The organism is Nonomuraea coxensis DSM 45129, assembly GCF_019397265.1.
Lineage (GTDB): Bacteria > Actinomycetota > Actinomycetes > Streptosporangiales > Streptosporangiaceae > Nonomuraea > Nonomuraea coxensis.
On the sequence record NZ_CP068985.1, the window covers coordinates 216496 to 234859 of the forward strand.

Consider the following 18364-nt stretch of genomic DNA (forward strand, 5'->3'; position numbering starts at 1 on the left):
GCTCGGGCGGGTTACCGCTGGTGTCGCTGTTCGAACGTCTCTCTGCTGAGGAAGGCGAGGCGGGCCCGCTTCTCGGGCAGGTCGATCTCGGGGCCCAGGACGAAGCCGGCGCGCACCAGGCGGGCGATCGCCTTGTCGTTGCGCGCGTCGGGTTCGGCCACGATCCGCTTCCTGGCCGGGTCGGCGAGCACGTACGTGAGGAACGCGGTCAGCAGGGCGCCGGTGAAGCCGGGCTCCGGCTTGTCGGCGACCGGCCCGATCATCAGGTGGATGCCGTAGTCGCCGGGTTGCACGTCGTAGCACTCGCCGACCGGATCGAACTCCGGGTCGTAGCTCTGGAAGAGCGCCACCGGCCGGTCGTCGCGGTGCAGGAGGTAGGCGTGATGGCTGTCGAGAGTGTCCACGAACTCGTACAGCTCCAGCACGCGCTCGCGGGTGGCGTCGAGCATGCCCCAGAACCTCGCCCGTTCCTCGGTGACCCAGGGATAGATCACGTCGAGGTCGGCCGCCGGGTCCAGCGGAACGACCCGGACGGTGCCGAAGCCGCCGATCACCTGTTCGTGCACGGCCGCGCGGCGCGCGGGGGAGGTGGGGGGGAGGGTGGGGAGGTCAGGGGACATGCCGCTCCTCGGTGAGTCGGTTCCAGTCGGTGATCACGGGGACGAGCTCTCCGCGCCGCCACAGCGGTAGCTGGTCGCGGGCGTGGGCGTCGCCGGGCACGCCGGAGGCGCCGAACGGGACCACCCACAGGCTGTCGTCGCGCCTGGCCAGGTCCCAGACGTAGCGCGCCGCCGGGCCGCGCGCGAAGTGGTCGGTGAGGCCCGGGACGCTGGAAGTGGCCAGCACGCAGTCATGGTCGCCGCCCACCCCGTGCCCGCCCACCCCGTGTCCGCCCGCCTGGTGTCCGGGCTCCTCGTCGGGCGGTGGGCTGGGGAGTGCCCGCCACGGGATGAGCCGGTGGGACTCGCCCCACGTCGTCAACGGTGTTCCTCCGGTGGTCGCCGCCACCTCCTCGACGGCCGCCCGCAGCAGTTCGGCCTGGTCGAGGCCGGGGAGCCGGTCAACGGCGCGCTCGGTGGTCAGGTCTGTGGCCGGCTCAGTGTCCAGTGCACTGGTCAGGTCGGTGGTCAGCAGGGTCTCCAGGGCGTACGCCACCCTTGGAAGCAGCGCGAGCCACGGCAGGAAGATCTCGGGGCACGGCGCGGGCTCGGCCAGGGCGGCCAGCGCCGGGTGCGCCGCCAGCCGGCGGGCCACGGCCGAACGCACCGCCGCGTAGGCCGTGGCCTCGGTGCTGGAGGCGTCCATGCGCCGGTCCCAGCCGAGCAGGCGGTCGCGCAGGTGGGCGGCCTCGGGGGTGAGCCCGTCGAGTTTGGCCAGCAGGTTCAGGAGGGGAGCGGCGGAGGCGAGGAAGGTGTCCGTGTGGACGCTCGCCATGTCGCCGGCGGACCAGGCCGGGGCCGCCTCCAGAAGGTCGCGGATGCGGCCGGCCCGGTGCGGCGGGGCGAACTCGACGCCCAGGGGTTCTGACGGGCCGCGTTCGTTCGCCATCACCGCGAGGCCGCCGACCGGCGCGCGGGGCATCGGGTCGTGCCAGCCCCGCCACTCGTGGGCCCGTTCCCAGGCGGGGACGACGCGCGTGCCGTTCGCCGGGTGCCGGATCGGCACGGCGCCCGCCACGCGGTGCAGCAGGCCGCCGGCCGTGTCGGCGGCGAGGACGACGTTGACGGGTTCGGCCCACCGGTCGAACGCCTGGTCCACGTCGGCCACGGTCCTGGCCCGCAGCAGCCTGGGCAGTGCCTCGAAGCCCAGTTCGTCCCGCACACGGGGCGGGTGGCGCAGGCTGACCGCCGGTTCCCCGTCCCCCTCCGGCCCGGCGCCGTTATCAGCGGCCCGGCCGGCCGCCTGCGCGCAGTCGCCGGCCGCCCAGGCGGAGTCGCCGGTGAGGATGACGGGACCGCGGGCCGTCTCGATCACCTCGACCTCGACCGGGTCGGCCCCGGCCACCTCGACGAGCTCCAGGTGGGCAGTGGCGGGCTCCCAGCCGTCGGGGCCGTACGCCTCGACCGTCTCGCCCCGGCGGCGGAGCCGTTCGCCGTAGAGGTCCTGGTAGTCGGCCATGGCGTTGGTGATCGCCCAGGCGACGGTGCCGGTGTGCCCGAAGTGGGCGAGGCCGGGGACGCCGGGGACGGCCAGCCCGACGACGTCGTACTCGGGGCAGGCGAGGTGGATCTGCTGGTAGAGGCCGGGCTCCTCGATGACCCGGTGGGGGTCGCCGGCGAGGAGGGCGGCTCCGGTGGTGGTGCGGTCGCCGGGCACGAGCCAGCCGTTGCTCCCGGAGGTGCCGGGCCCGTCGGCCGCGAAGAGCGCGACCGCGTCCGGGCCGAGCCGCTGGGCGACCGCCTCGCGCCACAGCTTGGCGGGGAAGCCGGCGAACAGGATGTGGTGCGACAGCCACACGGCCAGCGGCGTCCACGGCTCCCACCGGCCGGGGGCGAGGCCGGTGGCGGTGAACTCCGGCGCCCGGCGTGCTCCGTCGCGGAGCCCGGCGTTGACCCCGTCGACGTAGCTCCGCACCCAGGTGGCGGTGTCGTCGTCGAGGGCGCGGTAGCAGCGGCGGGCGGTGTCGTCGAGGCGTACCTGACGGGCGAAGCGGTCCCAGCCGGTGGCGTCGGGGCCGAGGAAGGCGGCGGTGGTTCCGGTCGAGCGGTGCCGTTCGACCTCGATCTGCCAGGCCCGGTCCATGGCGGCGTTGTGTCCCTGGGCGCGGGCGAGTTCCCGCGGGTCGCCGGCGCGGAGGTGGGGGATGCCCCAGGGGTCCCGGAAGACCTCGATGCTCACACAGTCCTCGCAACGTCTCGCTACGTAAGGTAAGGCTTACCTAAAGAAGATCTACTCTCGGGATGGAGACTTAGGTTAGGTTAACCTAAGTCAGCAGCCGCACAAAGGGTCCGTCGCGTCCATGGCGGAGGTCTTGGAGAGTCGCGATCCGATCTAGATTAGGTTAGCCTCACCTAACTATCACGTCCGTGATTGATGAGGACAGACCATGACTTCTTGGGGACACCCCGTCGATCCCCCATCGGCCGCCGCCGTACCCGAAGCGGCCGGCGCCAGGCAACACCTGTTCAACCACGCGACCATGGACCGCTACCGGCGGACGCTGGCCGCCGGCATCGACCGGGTGGCCACCCGGGTCGCCGGCGTCGACCGGCCGTTCAGCGGGATCTCGCCCTCGGCGCTCGCCCCGGAGGTCTCCGCGATCGACCTGGAACGCCCCCTGGCCGACCCCGCCGCCGCCCTCGACGAGCTGGAGGACGTCTACCTGCGCGACGCGGTCTACTTCCACCACCCCCGCTACCTGGCCCACCTGAACTGCCCCGTCGTCATCCCGGCCCTGCTCGGCGAGGCCGTGCTCACGGCCGTCAACTCCTCGCTCGACACCTGGGACCAGAGCGCCGGCGGCACGCTGATCGAGCGCCGCCTGATCGACTGGACGGCCGGGCGCGTGGGGTACGGCGACGCGGCGGACGGCGTCTTCACCAGCGGCGGCACCCAGTCCAACCTCCATGCCCTGCTGCTGGCCCGCGAGGAGGCGTGCGCGTACGCGGAGGTCGGCGCGACGGCCCCGGCCAGGAACGACCTGCTGCCCCGGCTGCGCGTCATCGCCTCCGAGGCGGGCCACTTCAGCGTGCAGAAAGCGGCCAAACTCCTCGGTCTCGGCCCGGACGCCGTCATCACCGTGCAGACCGGCAGGGACCGCCGCATGCGACCCGCCGCCCTGGCCCGCGAGCTGGAACGCTGCCGCAGGGAGAACCTCGTGGTGATGACCGTCGTCGCCACGGCCGGCACCACCGACTTCGGCACGATCGACCCGCTGCCCGAGGTCGCGGACCTGTGCGCGCGGGCCGGGACCTGGCTGCACGTGGACGCCGCCTACGGCTGCGGCCTGCTGGTGTCGGGCACCCGGCGGCACCTGCTCGACGGCATCGAACGCGCCGACTCGGTGACCGTGGACTTCCACAAGTCCTTCTTCCAGCCGGTCAGTTCGAGCGCCCTGCTGGTACGCGACGGCGCCGTGCTGCGGCACGCGACGTACCACGCCGACTACCTGAACCCCGCCCGCATGACCGAGCAGCGCGTCCCCAACCAGGTCGACAAGAGCATCCAGACCACCCGCCGCTTCGACGCGCTCAAGCTGTGGATGACGCTGCGCGTCATGGGCCCGGACGGGGTCGGCGAGCTGTTCGACGAGGTGGTGGACCGTACTGAGGCCGCCTGGGACCTGCTGGCCGCCGACGCGCGCTTCGAGGTCGTCACCAAGTCGCAGCTCAGCACCCTCGTCTTCCGCTACCTGCCCCCGGACGGGCCGGGCCGGGAGCTGGCCGACGACGCCAACCTGTACGCGCGCGAGGCGCTGGCCGCCTCCGGCGCCGCCGTCGTCGCCGGCACCAAGGTCGACGGCCGGCACTACCTGAAGTTCACCCTGCTCAACCCCGAGACGACGCTGGACGACATCGCGCACGTCATCGACCTCATCGCCGGGCACGCGGGACGGTACGTCGACGACCGCGTCCCCCTCGAAGCCTGCGCCCAGGCCGGCTGACCCACCACGGGAGGAACCGTATGCCCACGCACGACTTCATCGCGATCGGCCTCGGCCCGTACAACCTGGGTCTCGCCTGCCTGACCGAGCCGATCGAGGAGCTCGACGGACTGTTCCTGGAGAGCAGGCCCGACTTCGACTGGCATCCGGGGATGCTGCTCGACTTCGCCACCCTGCAGACGCCGTTCATCGCCGACCTCGTCACCCTGGCCGACCCCACCTCGCGTTACTCCTTCCTCAACTACCTGAAGGAGTCGGGGCGCCTCTACCCGTTCTACATCCGCGAGATCTTCTACCAGCTGCGGAGCGAGTACAACGCGTACTGCCGCTGGGCCGCCGCCCGGCTGCCCGGCGTCCGCTTCGGCCACGAGGTGACCTCCGTCGCGTACGACGAGGCCGACGGGCTCTACACGGTCCGCGCGGTCAGGCCGGGCACCGGGGAGACGACCGAGCACCGGGCCAGGCACCTCGTCCTCGGCACCGGCACCCCGCCGTACGTCCCGGACGCCTGCCAGGGGCTCGGCGGCGACCTCATCCACAACGCCCACTATCTCGGCGCGAAGGCCGCGCTGCAGGACAAGGAGAGCATCACCGTCGTCGGCAGCGGGCAGAGTGCGGCCGAGATCTACTACGACCTGCTGAGCGACATCGACGCCCGCGGCTACCGGCTCACCTGGGTGACCAGATCGCCGAGATTCTTCCCCCTGGAGTACACCAAGCTGACGCTGGAGATGACCTCGCCGGAGTACGTGGACTACTTCCACGCGCTGCCCGAGGACACCCGCTACCGGCTGGAGGAGGAGCAGAAGGGGCTGTTCAAGGGCATCGACGCCGACCTGATCAACGACATCTTCGACCTGCTCTACCAGAAGACCGCCGGCGGCCCGATCCCCACCCGGCTGCTCACCAACACCGCGCTGACCAGCGCCTCCTACGACGAGAGCCGGGGCGAGTACACGCTCGGGCTGCGGCACGTCGAGCAGGAGCGCGACTTCGCGCTGCGCACCCACGGCCTCATCCTGGCGACCGGCTACAAGTACCGGGTGCCCGCCTTCCTGGAGCCCGTACGCGACCGCATCCGCTGGGACGCCCACGGCCGTTTCGACGTCGCCAGGAACTACAGCATCGACGTCACCGGCCGCGGCATCTTCCTCCAGAACGGCGCCACCCAGGCGCACAGCGTCACCTCGCCCGACCTCGGCATGGGCCCGTACCGCAACTCGTGGATCATCCGGGAGCTGCTCGGCCGCGAGTACTACCCGATCGAGAAGGCCATCGCCTTCCAGGAGTTCGGCGCGCCGGAGGGCGTCATCGCATGAGTGAGATCATCTTCACCCGTACGGACGAGCGGATCGGGGAGCTGACGGTGCGCCCGCTCGATCTCGGCGCCGACGCCGAGCTGCTGCACGGCTGGGTGACGCACCCCAAGGCGGCGTTCTGGATGATGCAGGACGCCGACCTGGCGCGGGTCGTCGCCGAGTACCGCAGGATCGAGGCGGACCCGTACCACGACGCCTTCCTCGGACTGGCCGGCGGCCGGCCCGCCTTCCTGGTCGAACGCTACGACCCGGCGCACGTCGAGCTCGCCGGCCTGTACGACGCCGAGGAGGGCGACGTCGGCATGCACTTCCTGTGCGCGCCGGCGGACACCCCGGTCCACGGCTTCACCCTGGCCGTGATCACCACCGTCATGGAGCTGCTCTTCAGCGACCCGGCCTGCCGCCGCGTCGTGGTCGAGCCCGACGTCCGCAACACGGCGGTGCACGCGCTCAACGCGGCCGTCGGGTTCGAGGTCGTCGGCCCCGTCACCAAGCCGGAGAAGGAGGCGCTGCTGAGCGTCTGCACCCGTGACCGGTTCCGTTCCCGTTCCCGTTCCCGTTCCCGTTCCCGGCAGGACCGAGGAGTGACCGCGTGAACCCCCGCGAGGCCGTCGCCCACCTGACGCCCGAGAACTGGGCCCGCGCCAACCGTCAGCTGGTCCGCAAGGCGCTGTCGGAGTTCGCTCACGAACGGCTGCTCACGCCGGAGCCGCTCCCGGACGGCCGGTACGCCGTCCGCAGCGACGACGGCACGGTCGAGTACCGCTTCGCCGCCGTCCTCCTGCCGCTCGACCACTGGCGGATCGACGCCGGCAGCATCACCCGGCACCGGGTGTCCCCGGACGGGCGGACCGAGCTGCCGCTGGACGCCATCGCGTTCTGCGTCGAGCTGCGCGGCGCCCTCGGACTGAGCGACCGGATCCTCCCGGTCTACCTGGAGGAGATCGGCTCGACCCTGTCCAGCGCCGCCTACAAGCTCACCAAGCCGCCGATCGGCGCCGCCGAGCTGGCCAAGGCGTCCTTCCAGGAGATCGAGACCGGCATGACCGAGGGCCACCCGTGCTTCGTGGCCTGCAACGGGCGGATCGGCTACGGCGTGCACGAGTACCACGCGTACGCGCCCGAGGCCGCGCACCCGGTGCGGCTCATCTGGCTGGCCGCGCACCGCGACCACGCCACCTTCACCTGCTCGGCCGACATCGACCACGACCGTCTCATGCGCGACGAACTCGGTGAGGAGACGCTCGGCCGCTTCGCCGCCACCCTGGCCGAGCAGGGACTCGACCTGGCCGACCACCTGCTCATCCCGGTCCACCCCTGGCAGTGGTGGAACAAGCTGTCGGTGACGTTCGCCGCGGAGATCGCCGAGCGGCGCCTGGTCTGCCTGGGCCCCGGCGACGACGAGTACCTCGCCCAGCAGTCGATCCGCACCTTCTTCAACACCACCGTCCCGTCCAGGCACTACGTGAAGACCGCGCTGTCGGTGCTGAACATGGGCTTCATGCGGGGGTTGTCGGCGGCGTACATGGAGGCGACGCCGGCGATCAACGACTGGCTGGCCGGGATCGTCGCAGGCGACGAGGTCCTGCGGGCGACCCGGCTGACGGTCCTGCGCGAGCGGGCCGCCGTCGGCTACCGCCACCGCCAGTACGAGGCCGCCACCGACCGGTACTCGCCGTACCGCAAGATGCTCGCGGCGCTCTGGCGGGAGAGCCCGGTGCCGGACCTGGAGCCGGGGCGGCGGCTCGCCACCATGGCCTCGCTCCTGCACGTCGACCGCGAGGGCCGGTCCTTCGCGGGCGCGCTGGTCGAGCGGTCGGGCCTGGCCCCCGAGGTGTGGCTGCGGCGCTACCTCGACGCCTACCTCACCCCGCTGCTGCACAGCTTCTACGCCTACGACCTGGCGTTCATGCCGCACGGCGAGAACGTCATCCTGGTCCTCGACGGCGGCACGGTCGAACGGGTGATCTTCAAGGACATCGCCGAGGAGATCGTGGTGATGGATCCGGACGCGCCGCTGCCGCCGGGCGTGGACCGCGTCCGCGCGGACGTCCCGGAGCACATGAAGCTGCTGTCGATCTTCACCGACGTCTTCGACTGCTTCTTCCGCTTCCTGAGCGACATCCTGGCCGCCGCCGGCGTGCTCGACGAGGAGACCTTCTGGCGGACCGTGGCCGAGTGCGCCGCCGACTACCAGGCGTCGGTCCCGCACCTGGCCGCCAGGTTCGAGCGCTACGACCTGTTCGCGGAGACGTTCGCGCTGTCCTGCCTCAACCGGCTGCAACTGCGCGACAACCAGCAGATGGTCGACCTGGCCGACCCGTCGGCGGCGCTCCAGCTCGTCGGGGACCTGGCGAACCCGATCGCGCGGTACGCGCCCAGCCCTGAGGTCATGGCAGGATGCCGCCCGTGCGGGACAGACCGGCGGGCCTGACGGAGGACGAGCTGATCTCGGCGCTCAGCGACGGCTGGGCCGTCGAGGCGAGTTCGCTGGAGTACCTTCCGGTGGGTTTCGGCAGCTACCACTGGTCGGTGACCGACCGGCGCGCGGCGGTGTGGTTCGTCAAGGTGGACGACCTCGGCTTCGATCACGCGGGCCGCGAGGACGAGTTCGGCCGGCTGCGGCGTTCGCTGACGACCGCGTTGACCCTGCGCCGCGACGCCGGGCTCGGCTTCGTCCTCGCTCCGGTCCCGGCCAGGAACGGCGAGACGTCGTGGCGGCTCTCCTCGCGGTACGCCCTGTCGGTGTTCCCGATGATCGACGGAACGTCGGGGGAGTTCGGGCCGCACCGGCGCGAGGACCTGGCCGAGCTGACCGGCCTCCTGGCCCGGCTGCATCGGGCGACCCCCGCCGTCGCCCACCTCGCCCCGCGCGCCGACCTGCTGCTGCCCGGCAGGGCCGGCCTCATGGCGGCGCTCGCCGACCTCGACCGGCCCTGGACCGGCGGCCCGTGCGCCGAGCCGGCCCGCGAGGCGCTGACCTCGTACGCGGGGCGGGTCCACGCCTGGCTCGCCGACTTCGACCGGCTCGCCGGCGAGGTGCGCGCGAGCGCGGCGGACTGGGTGGTCACCCACGGCGAGCCGCACCCCGGCAACGTGATGCGCGCACCGGCAGGAACCTGGCTGATCGACTGGGCGACCGTGCAGATCGCCCCGCCGGAGCGGGACCTGTGGATGCTCACCACCGGCGGGGGGAGAGCGGGCGGCGACGAGGAGGTGCTCGCCCACTACACCCGCCTCAGCGGGCGCGCCGTGACGCCGGCCGGCCTCGCCCTCTACCGGCGGTGGTGGCCGCTCGCCGACGTGGCCGCCTTCGTCGCCGACCTGCGCCGGCCGCACGGCGACAGTGAGGACGCCGCCGCGGCGCTGCGCTACCTCACGCTCACCCTGGAGTCCGCATCCGGCTGAACTTCAACAGTTCGGGGGCTCGGTCCGTCTAGAGGGGGACGGAACGAGGAAAGGTTGGATCTTGGGGGATGACTCCAGGTTCGAGAGCTTCGTGGCGGATCGGGCCGACGCCTTGCTGCGGTACGGCTACGTGCTCAGCGGCAACGCCCACGACGCGGCCGATCTGACGCAGGAGGCGCTGATCCGGCTGCATCGGGCCTGGCCCCGCGTGCGGCGCAAGCAGGACCCCGAGGCGTACACGCGCACGATCATGGCCAGGCTGCACATCGGCGTCTGGCGGCGGCGCAGGCGGGAGCACCTGTTCGGGGAGTTGCCCGACGGGCCCGGCGGCGTACGCCATGACCTGCTGCCGTCCGAGGCGGAGCAGGGGCTGTGGGAGGCGCTCAAGGGGCTGTCGCGCAAGCAGCGGGCCGTGCTCGTCCTGCGCTACTACGAGGACCTGGCGGACGAGGAGATCGCCCGGGTGCTCGGGATCTCGCGCGGGACGGTCCGCAGCCACGCCTCCCTGGGCCTCGGCAAGCTGCGTTCCGCCCTTTCAGACCACCGTCGCGAGGCCGAGGAGGGCACTTCATGATGAACGAGGACGAGCGGGTGGAAACCCTGGTGCGGAGCACGCTCCGGTACGCGGCCGACGGCGCGCCGCGGTCGCCGGCCGGCCTGCCGGGGCGGGTCGTGGCGCGGTCGCGGGACAGGCGGCGGGGCCGGGTGGCGATGCTGGCGGCCCTGGGGAGCGCGGTGGCGGCCGCGGTCGTGGTGCCGGTGGCCGCCGGGACGTTGGGGCTGGGCGGCGGTGGCGGGGACGTGGCCACCGGCGTCCTCCAGCCGGCGCCGTCCACCGTCTCCGTGCCTCCGTACCCCCATGAGCCGGCGCCGGAGGACAGGCCGCCGATGGGCGACCGGCTGGTCGTGGACGATCCGGCCCTCGGCGGGGCGGTGGAGCTGTGGTACGCCCGGAACTCCGACGGCGCGCCGGCCTTCTGCCTGCTGCGCCGGAGCAGGACGGGCGGGTCGTGGTCCTCCTGCAACGCCGCCCCGGTCGGCGGGAAGGCGTCCCTGGAGGGGACCACCGAGACGTGGCCGCCGCCCGAGGAGACGCTGTACTTCGGCACCGCCGGCGACCAGGTCACCGGGGTGAACGCCGTCTCGGCCACGGGAGAGCGGACGCCCGGGCAGATCAGACGTCCGGACGGCGCGCCCCGGGCCATCTGGACGGTCACCCTGCCCGCCACGGCGCGGGTGACGGGCTTCGAGTTCACGGACGCGCACGGCATGACGGTGGCCACGGCGGCGCACACGCCGAGGACGGTCCCGGAGGCGACGGCCGAGCCGGTCGGCACGGTGCTGCGGCTGGGCGGCGGGCTGAGCGCCGGCGTGTCCGAGGTCCCGGACCGGACGCTGATCTGGCGGCTGGACGGGGATCCGGTGGCCGCCGACCTCGTACGGGCCGAGGATCTCCTCAGGGACCTGGGCGGGCGGAGGATCCCGGTGCTGCTGCACGAGCGCGAGCACCGGTGGTTCGGCGTCGTGTCGGACACGCGTACGGCCGAGGTCGAGCTGGTCTTCCCCGACGGGCGGAAGGCGACCGCGGCGGCCAGGAAGGACCCGTGGGGGATCGGCGTGCGGCTGTTCGGGGGCAGGCACGGGCGCGACGGCGACATCTTCAGGAAGGGGTTCGAGGTCGTCGGGTACGACGCCGCCGGCCGGGAGCTCTGGCGCGAGCCCCACGCCCCGGCCGCGGGCCGATGAGCGCCCGCGGCCGATCTCCCGGGGCCGGTCAGTCGAGGATGTGCTCGGTGGCGCGGGCGTAGCGGGCGCGGATCTCGGGGACGGCCTCGCCGTCGTAGGTGGCCGTCTCCTCCGCCCGCCACTCCGGCGTGGTCAGCAGCGTCGCCGCCTGGTAGGCGGCGCCGTCGGCGACGTACTCGGCGGGGGGCGGCACGGTGACGGGCACGCCGAAGACGGTCGGCGCGATGCGGCGTACGGCTTCCGAACGGGCGGCGCCGCCGATCATGAGCACCCGTTCGGGCTGGGTGCGGAGCGCGTCGAGGGCGTCGGCGAGACCGCACAGCATGCCCTCGACGGCCGCGCGGGCCAGGTGGGCGGGCGTGGCGGTGGCCAGCGTCAGCCCGTGGATCGAGCCGGTGGCGGTGGGGCGGTTGGGGGTGCGCTCGCCCTCCAGGTAGGGGACGAGGGTCAGCCCGCCGGCTCCGGCGGGCGCCTGGAGCGCGAGGTCGCTCAGCTCGCCGAGGCCGACGCCGGCGATGCGGGCGGCGGCGTCGAGCACGCGGGCGGCGTTGAGCGTGCACACCAGCGGCAGGAAGCGGCCCGTCGCGTCGGCGAACCCCGCCACCGCGCCCGTCGGGTCGGCGCTGGGCCGGTCGGCGACCGCGAACGCGGTGCCCGAGGTGCCGAGGGAGACCACGACGTCGCCGGGGCGGGCGCCCACGCCGAGCGCGGCGGCCATGTTGTCGCCGGTGCCGGGGGCGAGCAGGACGTCGCCGTCGTAGGCGCGGCCGGTGGGGCCGAGCACCCGGGGCAGCAGCGGCGTCGCCCCGAAGGCGACCTTGAGCAGGTCGGTACGGTAGGAGCCGGTGAACGGCGACCAGTAGCCGGTGCCGGAGGCGTCGCCCCGGTCGGTGGCGAGGGCGTCGAGGGGCGCGAGCGGCGCGTCCGCCCAGCCCGCGCGGGAGAACGGGACGCCGGAGGCGAGCGCCCCGGCCAGCCGCCAGGTCAGCCAGTCGTGGGGCAGGCACACGGCGGCGGTGCGGCGGGCGTTGGCGGGCTCGTGCTCGGCCAGCCAGCGCAGCTTGGTGACGGTGAACGACGCCACCGGCACCGACCCGACGGCGTCGGCCCACGCCTGGGGGCCGCCCAGCTCGGTGGTGAGGTCGGCGGCGGCCTGGGCGGAGCGGGTGTCGTTCCAGAGCAGGGCCTCGCGTACGACATTTCCGGACTCGTCCAGGCAGACCATGCCGTGCTGCTGCCCGCCCACGCTGACGGCCGCGACCCCGTCGAGCCCGCCGGCGCCCTCCAGGGCCTCCAGCAGCGCCGCCCACCAGTGTGACGGATGAACCTCCGTGCCCTCGGGATGCCGGGCCCGGCCCTCGCGGACCAGCGCACCCGTCTCCGCGTCACGAATGACGACCTTGCAACTCTGCGTCGAAGAATCGACCCCGGCGACCAGCGTCATTCACGGACTCCTCACGTGTTCCAGCGCAAGCTGGGTCAGACGGGAGAAATGGTAGCCCGCCGTGCCGTTCTGTGCCCGTTGCCGCCTCGTGATCAGACCTTCACCAGCCCGAGGGGTCACGCCCGACGCTGATCTCCTCGGCGATCTTGCGGATCTCCGTCACCTCGAGGCCGGGGGCCTTGGGCAGGCCGCGCAGCAGCGCCTCCATGACCACGGGCACGGGCTGGCCGGCGAACCGCCCCGCGATGCCGTGAACCGCCCGGAACAGCGCCTCTTCGGTGTCGTGCATCGGCCTCTCCTCGCTCGGGTACCGGGGAGAACGCTACGGCTTCCCCCCGACACTTCGCGCGTTACTCCCGCCGTGTGTCCCGCCATCGGGTCGTCATCGCCACACTCCCATCGGCCTGAGCGGCCGCCGCGTTCCCGGCTGGGTTACGGTGATATGGACCTGTTTTTCCGCCGCCGGGAGCGGTCATGCCAAGCGATCCTGATCATGTGCTCGACGCCATCGACGGTGTCGTCGACGAATGGGAGACGCTGAGCGCCGACGCCATGCGCTGGGCGCCTCCCGAGACCAAGAGTCCCGACCTCATGTCCGAGGTGTCCGAGATCCTCGGTCCGCTCGTCAACGCGTTCTCGCAGGTGCTGCGGCCGGTCAGCGACGCGTTGGAGCGGGCGCTCCAGGCCGCCTTCGACGACGACGACGAGGACGACGGCCCGGGCCGCCCCGCCTGACCCGCCGAGAGCCGAGCCCGGTCAGGCGCGCCGGCGCCGGGCGCGGCGCGGGTAGTTCTTGGCGGTCTCGGCCAGCCGCGCGGAGTGCTCGGCCTGCTTGCGCCAGTGGCCGTAGGCGTCGCCGCGCTGCGCCAGCCGGTCGAGCTCGCGCATCGTCGTCAGCGGGATGAAGGCCGGCTCGGCGTCCCGCCACGGCGTGCCGGGCAGCGGCATGAACGTGTGCGTGTGGATGCGCGCGCCCAGCTCGGCCAGGTCGGCGGCGAGCCGGAGCGAGGCGGCCTGGTCGGCCTCGTCCTCGCCGGGCATGCCGAAGATGAAGTCGACGTTGGGCCGGAAGCCGTGCTCGACCGCGATGCGGACCGCGTCGCGCACCGGCGAGGTGTCGTGGCCGCGCCCGGACGCCGCCAGCACCTTGTCCGAGCCCGACTGGGCGCCGATGATCAGGTTGTCGTTGGCGACGTACCGCTTGAGCAGGTGCATCGCCTCCGGCGTCACGTGCTCGGGCCGCACCTCCGACGGGAAGCTGCCGAAGAAGACCCGGCCGTGCGGCGGCAGCTCCTCCTTCACCCCCGCCAGCAGCTCCTCCACGGCGCCGAGGTCGGGATCGGGGCCGGGGGAGCCGTACGACAGCGAGGTGGGCGTGATGAAGCGGATGTCCTTCAGCCCGCGCTCCACCATGCCCCGGACGTGCTCACGCACGCTCGCCACCGACCGGTGCCGGAACTGCCCGCCGAACATGAACGGCGTCTGGCAGAAACGGCAGGTGTAACGGCAGCCCCGGGTGATCTCGATGGGCCCGTTCCTGCCGACGAAGGACGGGAACGCGTCCAGCGGGAGCTGCGGCGCGGGCCGGGTGCGGAGCGCGACGCCGTCGGCGTCCCTGACGGCGAGGCCGGGCACGGAGGTGAGCGGCGTGTCCTCGCGCAGCGCCCGGACCAGCGCGATGATCGTGGACTCGCCCTCGCCGATGCCCGCGAGGTCCCAGCCGGCGTCGATGACCTGCTGCGGCTCGGCCGTGGCGTGCACGCCGCCCGCGATGTGCAGGCCGCGCCCGCCGCTCAGCTCCCTGACCACGGCGAGCTCGGCGGCCATGGCCTCGGCGTCGGGCGAGTAGAACGACCAGAGCGTGAGGACGCGGTCGCCCTCGGCGGCCCTGATGTGCCCGGCGGTCTCCTCGGGGGTGGTGCCGAGGCGCAGCTCGTGCTCGACCTGCGCGGTCTCCAGCGCGGCGAGCAGCGCGTGCACGCCGTACGTCACCGCCTTGCGATAGCGCACCACCACCGTCACTGCCCTGGCCACGTCCGGAGCGTACACCGGCCGCCGGGTGGCTAGACTCACGGTCATGACCCAGCGACATTGATGACTGACGGCCGCAGGCCCGCGCGGGGCGCGCGGACCTCCGGGGCGACGAGCTCCCGGAGATCCTGTTCGTCCTGCTGGAGGGCCTCATGCTCGTCACCAAGCTGTACGCCTATGCCTTCTTAGGCGAATTCATCCTGCTCTACCCGGTCTATACGCTGCTGTTCGCCGACGCCGGGTTGTCGGTCGCCGAGAGTTCCGTGCTGTTCGTCATCTGGTCGGTGACCGGCATGGTGCTGGAGGTCCCGTCAGGGGCCTGGGCCGACGCCGTGTCCAGGCGGCTGCTGCTGTTCCTCGGGCCGCTGCTGGCCGGGGCCGGTTACGCCCTGTGGGTCTCGGTCCCGTCCTTCTGGGCCTTCGCCGCCGGGTTCGTGCTGTGGGGGGCGCAGGGCGCCCTCGTGTCCGGCTCGTTCGAGGCCCTGGCGTACGAGGAGCTCGAACGGCGGGGCCAGGAAGGGCGCTACGCCGCCGTCATGGGCCGGGCGGAGGCCGCCGGGCTCGTCGCCAACGCCCTCGCCATCGGGCTGGCGGTGCCCGCCTTCGCGGCCGGCGGCTACGCCGTCGTCGGCGTGGCCAGCGTGGCGGCCTGCGTCCTCTGCGCCGTCACGGCCCTGACGCTGCCCGAGCACCGCGCCCCGCGCGCGGCCGGCGACGGGGGCTATGTCGCGGTGCTGCGGTCCGGGCTCGCCGTGGCGCGCGCCGATCGCGCCGTGTTCCGGGCGCTGCTGCTGGTCGCCGTCGTCACGGCGATCTGGGGCGCGCTGGAGGAGTACGTCCCGTTCCTCGGCGTCGAGACCGGCGTCGCGGAGAGCGCCGTGCCCCTGCTGGTGCTCGTCGTCTGGATCGGGGCCACGGCCGGCGGGCTGCTGGCCGGGGCCGCGGCGCGGCTGCCCGACCGGGCCTACGGGCTCACCGTCGCGGTGGCGGCCGTCGCGCTCGCGGCCGGGGCGCTCAGCGGGCATCCGGCCGGGTTCGTGCTGATCGCGGGGGCGTTCGGGGCGTTCCAGCTCGCCGGGATCGTGGCCGACGCCCGGCTGCAGGAGCGGATCGGCGGGGCGGCCAGGGCCACCGTCACGTCCGTGGCCGGGCTCGGCGTCAACGTGATCACGCTCGCCGTCTACGCCGGGTACGGCGCGGTCTCCGGGCGGCTGTCGAACGGGGCCGCGTTCGCGTTGTTCGCGCTGCCGTACCTGGTGGTCGCCGTGTTGTCCGGCCGCCGGGCGCGGGCCGTCCCTCAGTAGCGGGACGGGATCCGCTTGGGCAGCGGCGGCGGCGCGGGTGCCTCCTCCTCCGGCTGCGGGGGAGGAGGCGCCTCCGGCGCGGGCGGCCGGGCCCGCCACCGCGAGGGAAAGACTGAGGCGGCCAGCAGCACGCACCCGGCGACCGGCGCGCCGAAGCCCGTCAGCCGCTCGTAGCCCGGCAGGTACGCGCCGGGGATCCGCGACCAGGTCACGTCGAGGACGGCCGCGACCGCGAGCCCGGTCAGGGCGAGGCCGGGCAGCAGCGAGGCGAGCGGGGACAGCCGTGATCCGGAAAGGACGCCGACCAGGAGCGCCGCTGCGCACCGACAACACCTCCAGCACCGGGACCTTACCGCCCTACCTCGGCATTCGCCTTTAAGGCGGAAGATGTCCGTTTTTGGACCAGGCCCAAAAAGCCGCCATAACACCGAAATAGGGACGCATTTGGTATCTGAACAGCCGCCCTACCAGCCGTTAACTTGACAGCACCCCCACTCCGAGGAGTGCACATGTTGAGTAAACGCTGTGCGCTGGCCGGCGGCATCATCCTCGCCGTCAGCCTGGCCACCCCCCTGAGCCCAGCCGCAGCAGCAGAACCCGCGCCTCAATCCGCCTCCCCGTCCGTCCCCCCGGCCGTGATCGACGCCATGGAGCGCGACCTCGGCCTCTCCGAGGCGCAGGTCGTCACCCGGCTCGCCAACGAGGAACGCGCCGCCGCCACGGAGAGCGCGCTGAGCAGCCAGCTCGGCGGCTCGTACGGCGGCGCCTGGCTCAACGCCGACGCCACCAAGCTCAACGTCGCCACCACGGACGCCGCCGCCGCTCCGGCCATCTCGGCGCGCGGCGCGCAGCCCGTCGTCGTCCAGCGCTCCCTCGCCGACCTCGACGCCGTCAAGCAGAAGCTGGACCAGGCCCCCCGCAAGGCCCAGGGCAGCGCCACCCTCTGGTACGTCGACGTCACCACCAACACCGTCTCCGTCCAGGCCCCCACGGTCGAGGCCGCCGAGGCGCTGGTCGCCGCCGCCGGCGTGGACCGCGGCGCGGTGAGCGTGGCGGCGACGGCCGAGCAGCCGAAGCTCTACATCAACATCATCGGCGGCTCGGCGTACTACATCGGCTCCAGCCGGTGCAGCGTCGGTTTCCCCGTCACCCGGGGCAGCGTCCAGGGCTTCACCACGGCCGGGCACTGCGGCCGGGCCGGCAACCGGACCTCGAACCCGTCCGGCACCTTCCAGGGCTCGTCCTTCCCCGGCAACGACTACGCCTGGGTCGCCGCGGACAGCGGCAACACCGCCACGCCGTACGTGCGCGGCTCCGGCGGCGCGCTGGTGACCGTACGCGGGTCCACGCAGGCGTCCGTGGGCGCGTCCATCTGCCGCTCCGGCTCCACCACCGGCTGGCGCTGCGGCACCATCCAGCAGCACAACGCCTCCGTCAGGTACGCGCAGGGCACGGTCTCCGGCCTGACCAGGACCAGCGCCTGCGCCGAGCCCGGCGACTCCGGCGGCTCGTTCATCTCGGGCAACCAGGCCCAGGGCATGACCTCGGGCGGCTCGGGCAACTGCTCGATCGGCGGCACCACGTACCACCAGCCGGTCAACGAGGCACTGAGCGCGTACGGGCTCACGCTCCGTACCGGCTGATCCTTCCCCCGCACGCCGCGCAGCGCGCCCACCAGACCCGGGCGCGCTGCGCGGTCTTTCCGCGTGCCCCGACCCTGAGGGGATCAGGGTCGGGTCAGGGGCGGCTCGGGGGTGGCGCCGGATGCCGGGGCCGGGGCGCCGGCGGGATGGTGGTGTCATGACCGCAGCGAAGAAGCTCCTCCCGGCCGCCGCCTGTGGCGCGATCGTGTTCGCGGTGATCGCGGTGGTGGCCGGTCAGTTCGGCCCGGACCCCTACCTCGACCCCATGAACGTGACCGTCAGCGAGTACGCCGTCGCCGACCGCGGGGGCGTCACGGAGGTCGCGATGGCGGCGCTCGGGCTCGGGTCGCTGGCCCTGCTGGCGGGGCTGCGGTCGGCGGGCGCTCCGGTGCGGGGGATGCCGGAGCGCCTGCTGCTGCTGTGGTCAGGGGCGCTGGTGGTGGCGGCGGTCATCCCGACGACGCCGATCGGGCAGGACCTCGACCTGGCGGCGCAGATCCACCGGTACGTGTCCGTCGCGGCCTTCGTGAGCCTGCCGGCCGCCGGGGCGCTCCTGGTGCCCCGGTTCAACGCGGACGCCGCGTGGAAGCCCGTGGCGCGGGTCGTCGAGTGGGTGACGCTGGCCGGGGGGTTCGGGCTGCTGGCGATCACGTACGTGGCCCTGCCTGGGGAGCGGGTCATGATCGGGCTCGTGGAGCGGCTGCTGCTGGGGGCGGAGGTGACGTTGCTGGGCGTGCTGGCGTTCTGGCTGGCCCGGCTGCGTTTCGGGCGGGTCGCAAGCGGCACCCCCAGGGGCCCCGAAGCCGCAGATTTCCCGACATATCACAGATTTATCGCTAGTCGATCTTAAAACCATGTGTTTCGAT

General features: G+C 73.1%; 17 protein-coding genes. 11 read left to right on the forward strand and 6 right to left on the reverse strand.

The window, feature by feature from the left end; translation table 11 throughout:
- Positions 1-11: 11 nt before the first annotated feature.
- On the reverse strand, positions 12-620 hold the full coding sequence (locus Nocox_RS01075) for a GNAT family N-acetyltransferase (protein WP_020542448.1): 609 nt from the start codon (positions 618-620) through the stop codon (positions 12-14).
- The gene (locus tag Nocox_RS01080; RefSeq protein WP_020542449.1) at positions 610-2838 is read right to left on the reverse strand and encodes a penicillin acylase family protein; all 2229 of its coding nucleotides are present in this window, start codon (positions 2836-2838) and stop codon (positions 610-612) included. Before Nocox_RS01080 ends, Nocox_RS01075 begins: the two co-directional genes overlap by 11 nt.
- Positions 2839-3046: 208 nt before the next feature.
- On the opposite strand from Nocox_RS01080, the gene Nocox_RS01085 reads away from it, so the two are divergent.
- The 7 genes from Nocox_RS01085 (at position 3047) to Nocox_RS01115 (ending at position 11076) form a co-directional block, all read left to right on the forward strand.
- Positions 3047-4603, forward strand: coding sequence for a pyridoxal phosphate-dependent decarboxylase family protein (locus tag Nocox_RS01085; protein WP_026214175.1), 1557 nt, complete (start codon positions 3047-3049; stop codon positions 4601-4603).
- Between the two features lie 20 nt (positions 4604-4623).
- Positions 4624-5922, forward strand: coding sequence for a lysine N(6)-hydroxylase/L-ornithine N(5)-oxygenase family protein (locus Nocox_RS01090; RefSeq protein ID WP_020542451.1), 1299 nt, complete (start codon positions 4624-4626; stop codon positions 5920-5922).
- The gene (locus Nocox_RS01095; protein ID WP_020542452.1) at positions 5919-6518 is read left to right on the forward strand and encodes a GNAT family N-acetyltransferase; all 600 of its coding nucleotides are present in this window, start codon (positions 5919-5921) and stop codon (positions 6516-6518) included. Before Nocox_RS01090 ends, Nocox_RS01095 begins: the two co-directional genes overlap by 4 nt.
- Positions 6515-8356: an IucA/IucC family protein gene (locus Nocox_RS01100; protein WP_020542453.1), complete on the forward strand. Its 1842-nt coding sequence runs from the start codon at positions 6515-6517 to the stop codon at positions 8354-8356. The genes Nocox_RS01095 and Nocox_RS01100 overlap by 4 nt, the downstream gene beginning before the upstream one ends.
- A complete protein-coding gene (locus Nocox_RS01105; protein WP_020542454.1) occupies positions 8323-9330 on the forward strand; it encodes a phosphotransferase in 1008 nt (335 codons plus the stop codon). The genes Nocox_RS01100 and Nocox_RS01105 overlap by 34 nt, the downstream gene beginning before the upstream one ends.
- A 61-nt stretch (positions 9331-9391) precedes the next feature.
- On the forward strand, positions 9392-9904 hold the full coding sequence (locus tag Nocox_RS01110) for a SigE family RNA polymerase sigma factor (protein ID WP_020542455.1): 513 nt from the start codon (positions 9392-9394) through the stop codon (positions 9902-9904).
- Complete coding sequence (locus tag Nocox_RS01115; protein ID WP_157382956.1) at positions 9901-11076, forward strand: hypothetical protein; 1176 nt, start codon at positions 9901-9903, stop codon at positions 11074-11076. Before Nocox_RS01110 ends, Nocox_RS01115 begins: the two co-directional genes overlap by 4 nt.
- A 28-nt stretch (positions 11077-11104) precedes the next feature.
- Here Nocox_RS01115 and Nocox_RS01120 read toward each other — a convergent pair whose 3' ends face one another.
- The gene (locus tag Nocox_RS01120; protein WP_020542457.1) at positions 11105-12520 is read right to left on the reverse strand and encodes a xylulokinase; all 1416 of its coding nucleotides are present in this window, start codon (positions 12518-12520) and stop codon (positions 11105-11107) included.
- Positions 12521-12620: 100 nt separating this feature from the next.
- Positions 12621-12809, reverse strand: a complete 189-nt coding sequence (locus Nocox_RS01125; RefSeq protein ID WP_020542458.1) for a hypothetical protein — start codon at positions 12807-12809, stop codon at positions 12621-12623.
- A 185-nt stretch (positions 12810-12994) separates the two neighbouring features.
- Here Nocox_RS01125 and Nocox_RS01130 point away from each other — a divergent pair, with 185 nt between their 5' ends.
- Positions 12995-13255 (forward strand): hypothetical protein, encoded by a 261-nt coding sequence (locus tag Nocox_RS01130; RefSeq protein WP_157382957.1) that lies wholly within the window; start codon positions 12995-12997, stop codon positions 13253-13255.
- 21 nt (positions 13256-13276) lie between these two features.
- Here Nocox_RS01130 and Nocox_RS01135 read toward each other — a convergent pair whose 3' ends face one another.
- A complete protein-coding gene (locus Nocox_RS01135) occupies positions 13277-14554 on the reverse strand; it encodes a TIGR04013 family B12-binding domain/radical SAM domain-containing protein (protein ID WP_211212585.1) in 1278 nt (425 codons plus the stop codon).
- Between the two features lie 149 nt (positions 14555-14703).
- Here Nocox_RS01135 and Nocox_RS01140 point away from each other — a divergent pair, with 149 nt between their 5' ends.
- Positions 14704-15855, forward strand: coding sequence for an MFS transporter (locus Nocox_RS01140; protein WP_020542461.1), 1152 nt, complete (start codon positions 14704-14706; stop codon positions 15853-15855).
- On the opposite strand, the gene Nocox_RS01145 is transcribed toward Nocox_RS01140, so the two are convergent.
- Positions 15849-16067, reverse strand: a complete 219-nt coding sequence (locus Nocox_RS01145) for a hypothetical protein (protein WP_020542462.1) — start codon at positions 16065-16067, stop codon at positions 15849-15851. The two genes, Nocox_RS01140 and Nocox_RS01145, sit on opposite strands and share 7 nt — an antisense overlap.
- Positions 16068-16364: 297 nt before the next feature.
- Here Nocox_RS01145 and Nocox_RS01150 point away from each other — a divergent pair, with 297 nt between their 5' ends.
- Both Nocox_RS01150 and Nocox_RS01155 read left to right on the forward strand, forming a co-directional pair.
- Entirely contained in the window at positions 16365-17498 is a 1134-nt protein-coding gene (locus Nocox_RS01150) for a S1 family peptidase (RefSeq protein WP_084685513.1), read from the forward strand.
- 157 nt (positions 17499-17655) lie between these two features.
- Complete coding sequence (locus Nocox_RS01155; RefSeq protein ID WP_020542464.1) at positions 17656-18348, forward strand: DUF998 domain-containing protein; 693 nt, start codon at positions 17656-17658, stop codon at positions 18346-18348.
- Positions 18349-18364: the final 16 nt, after the last annotated feature.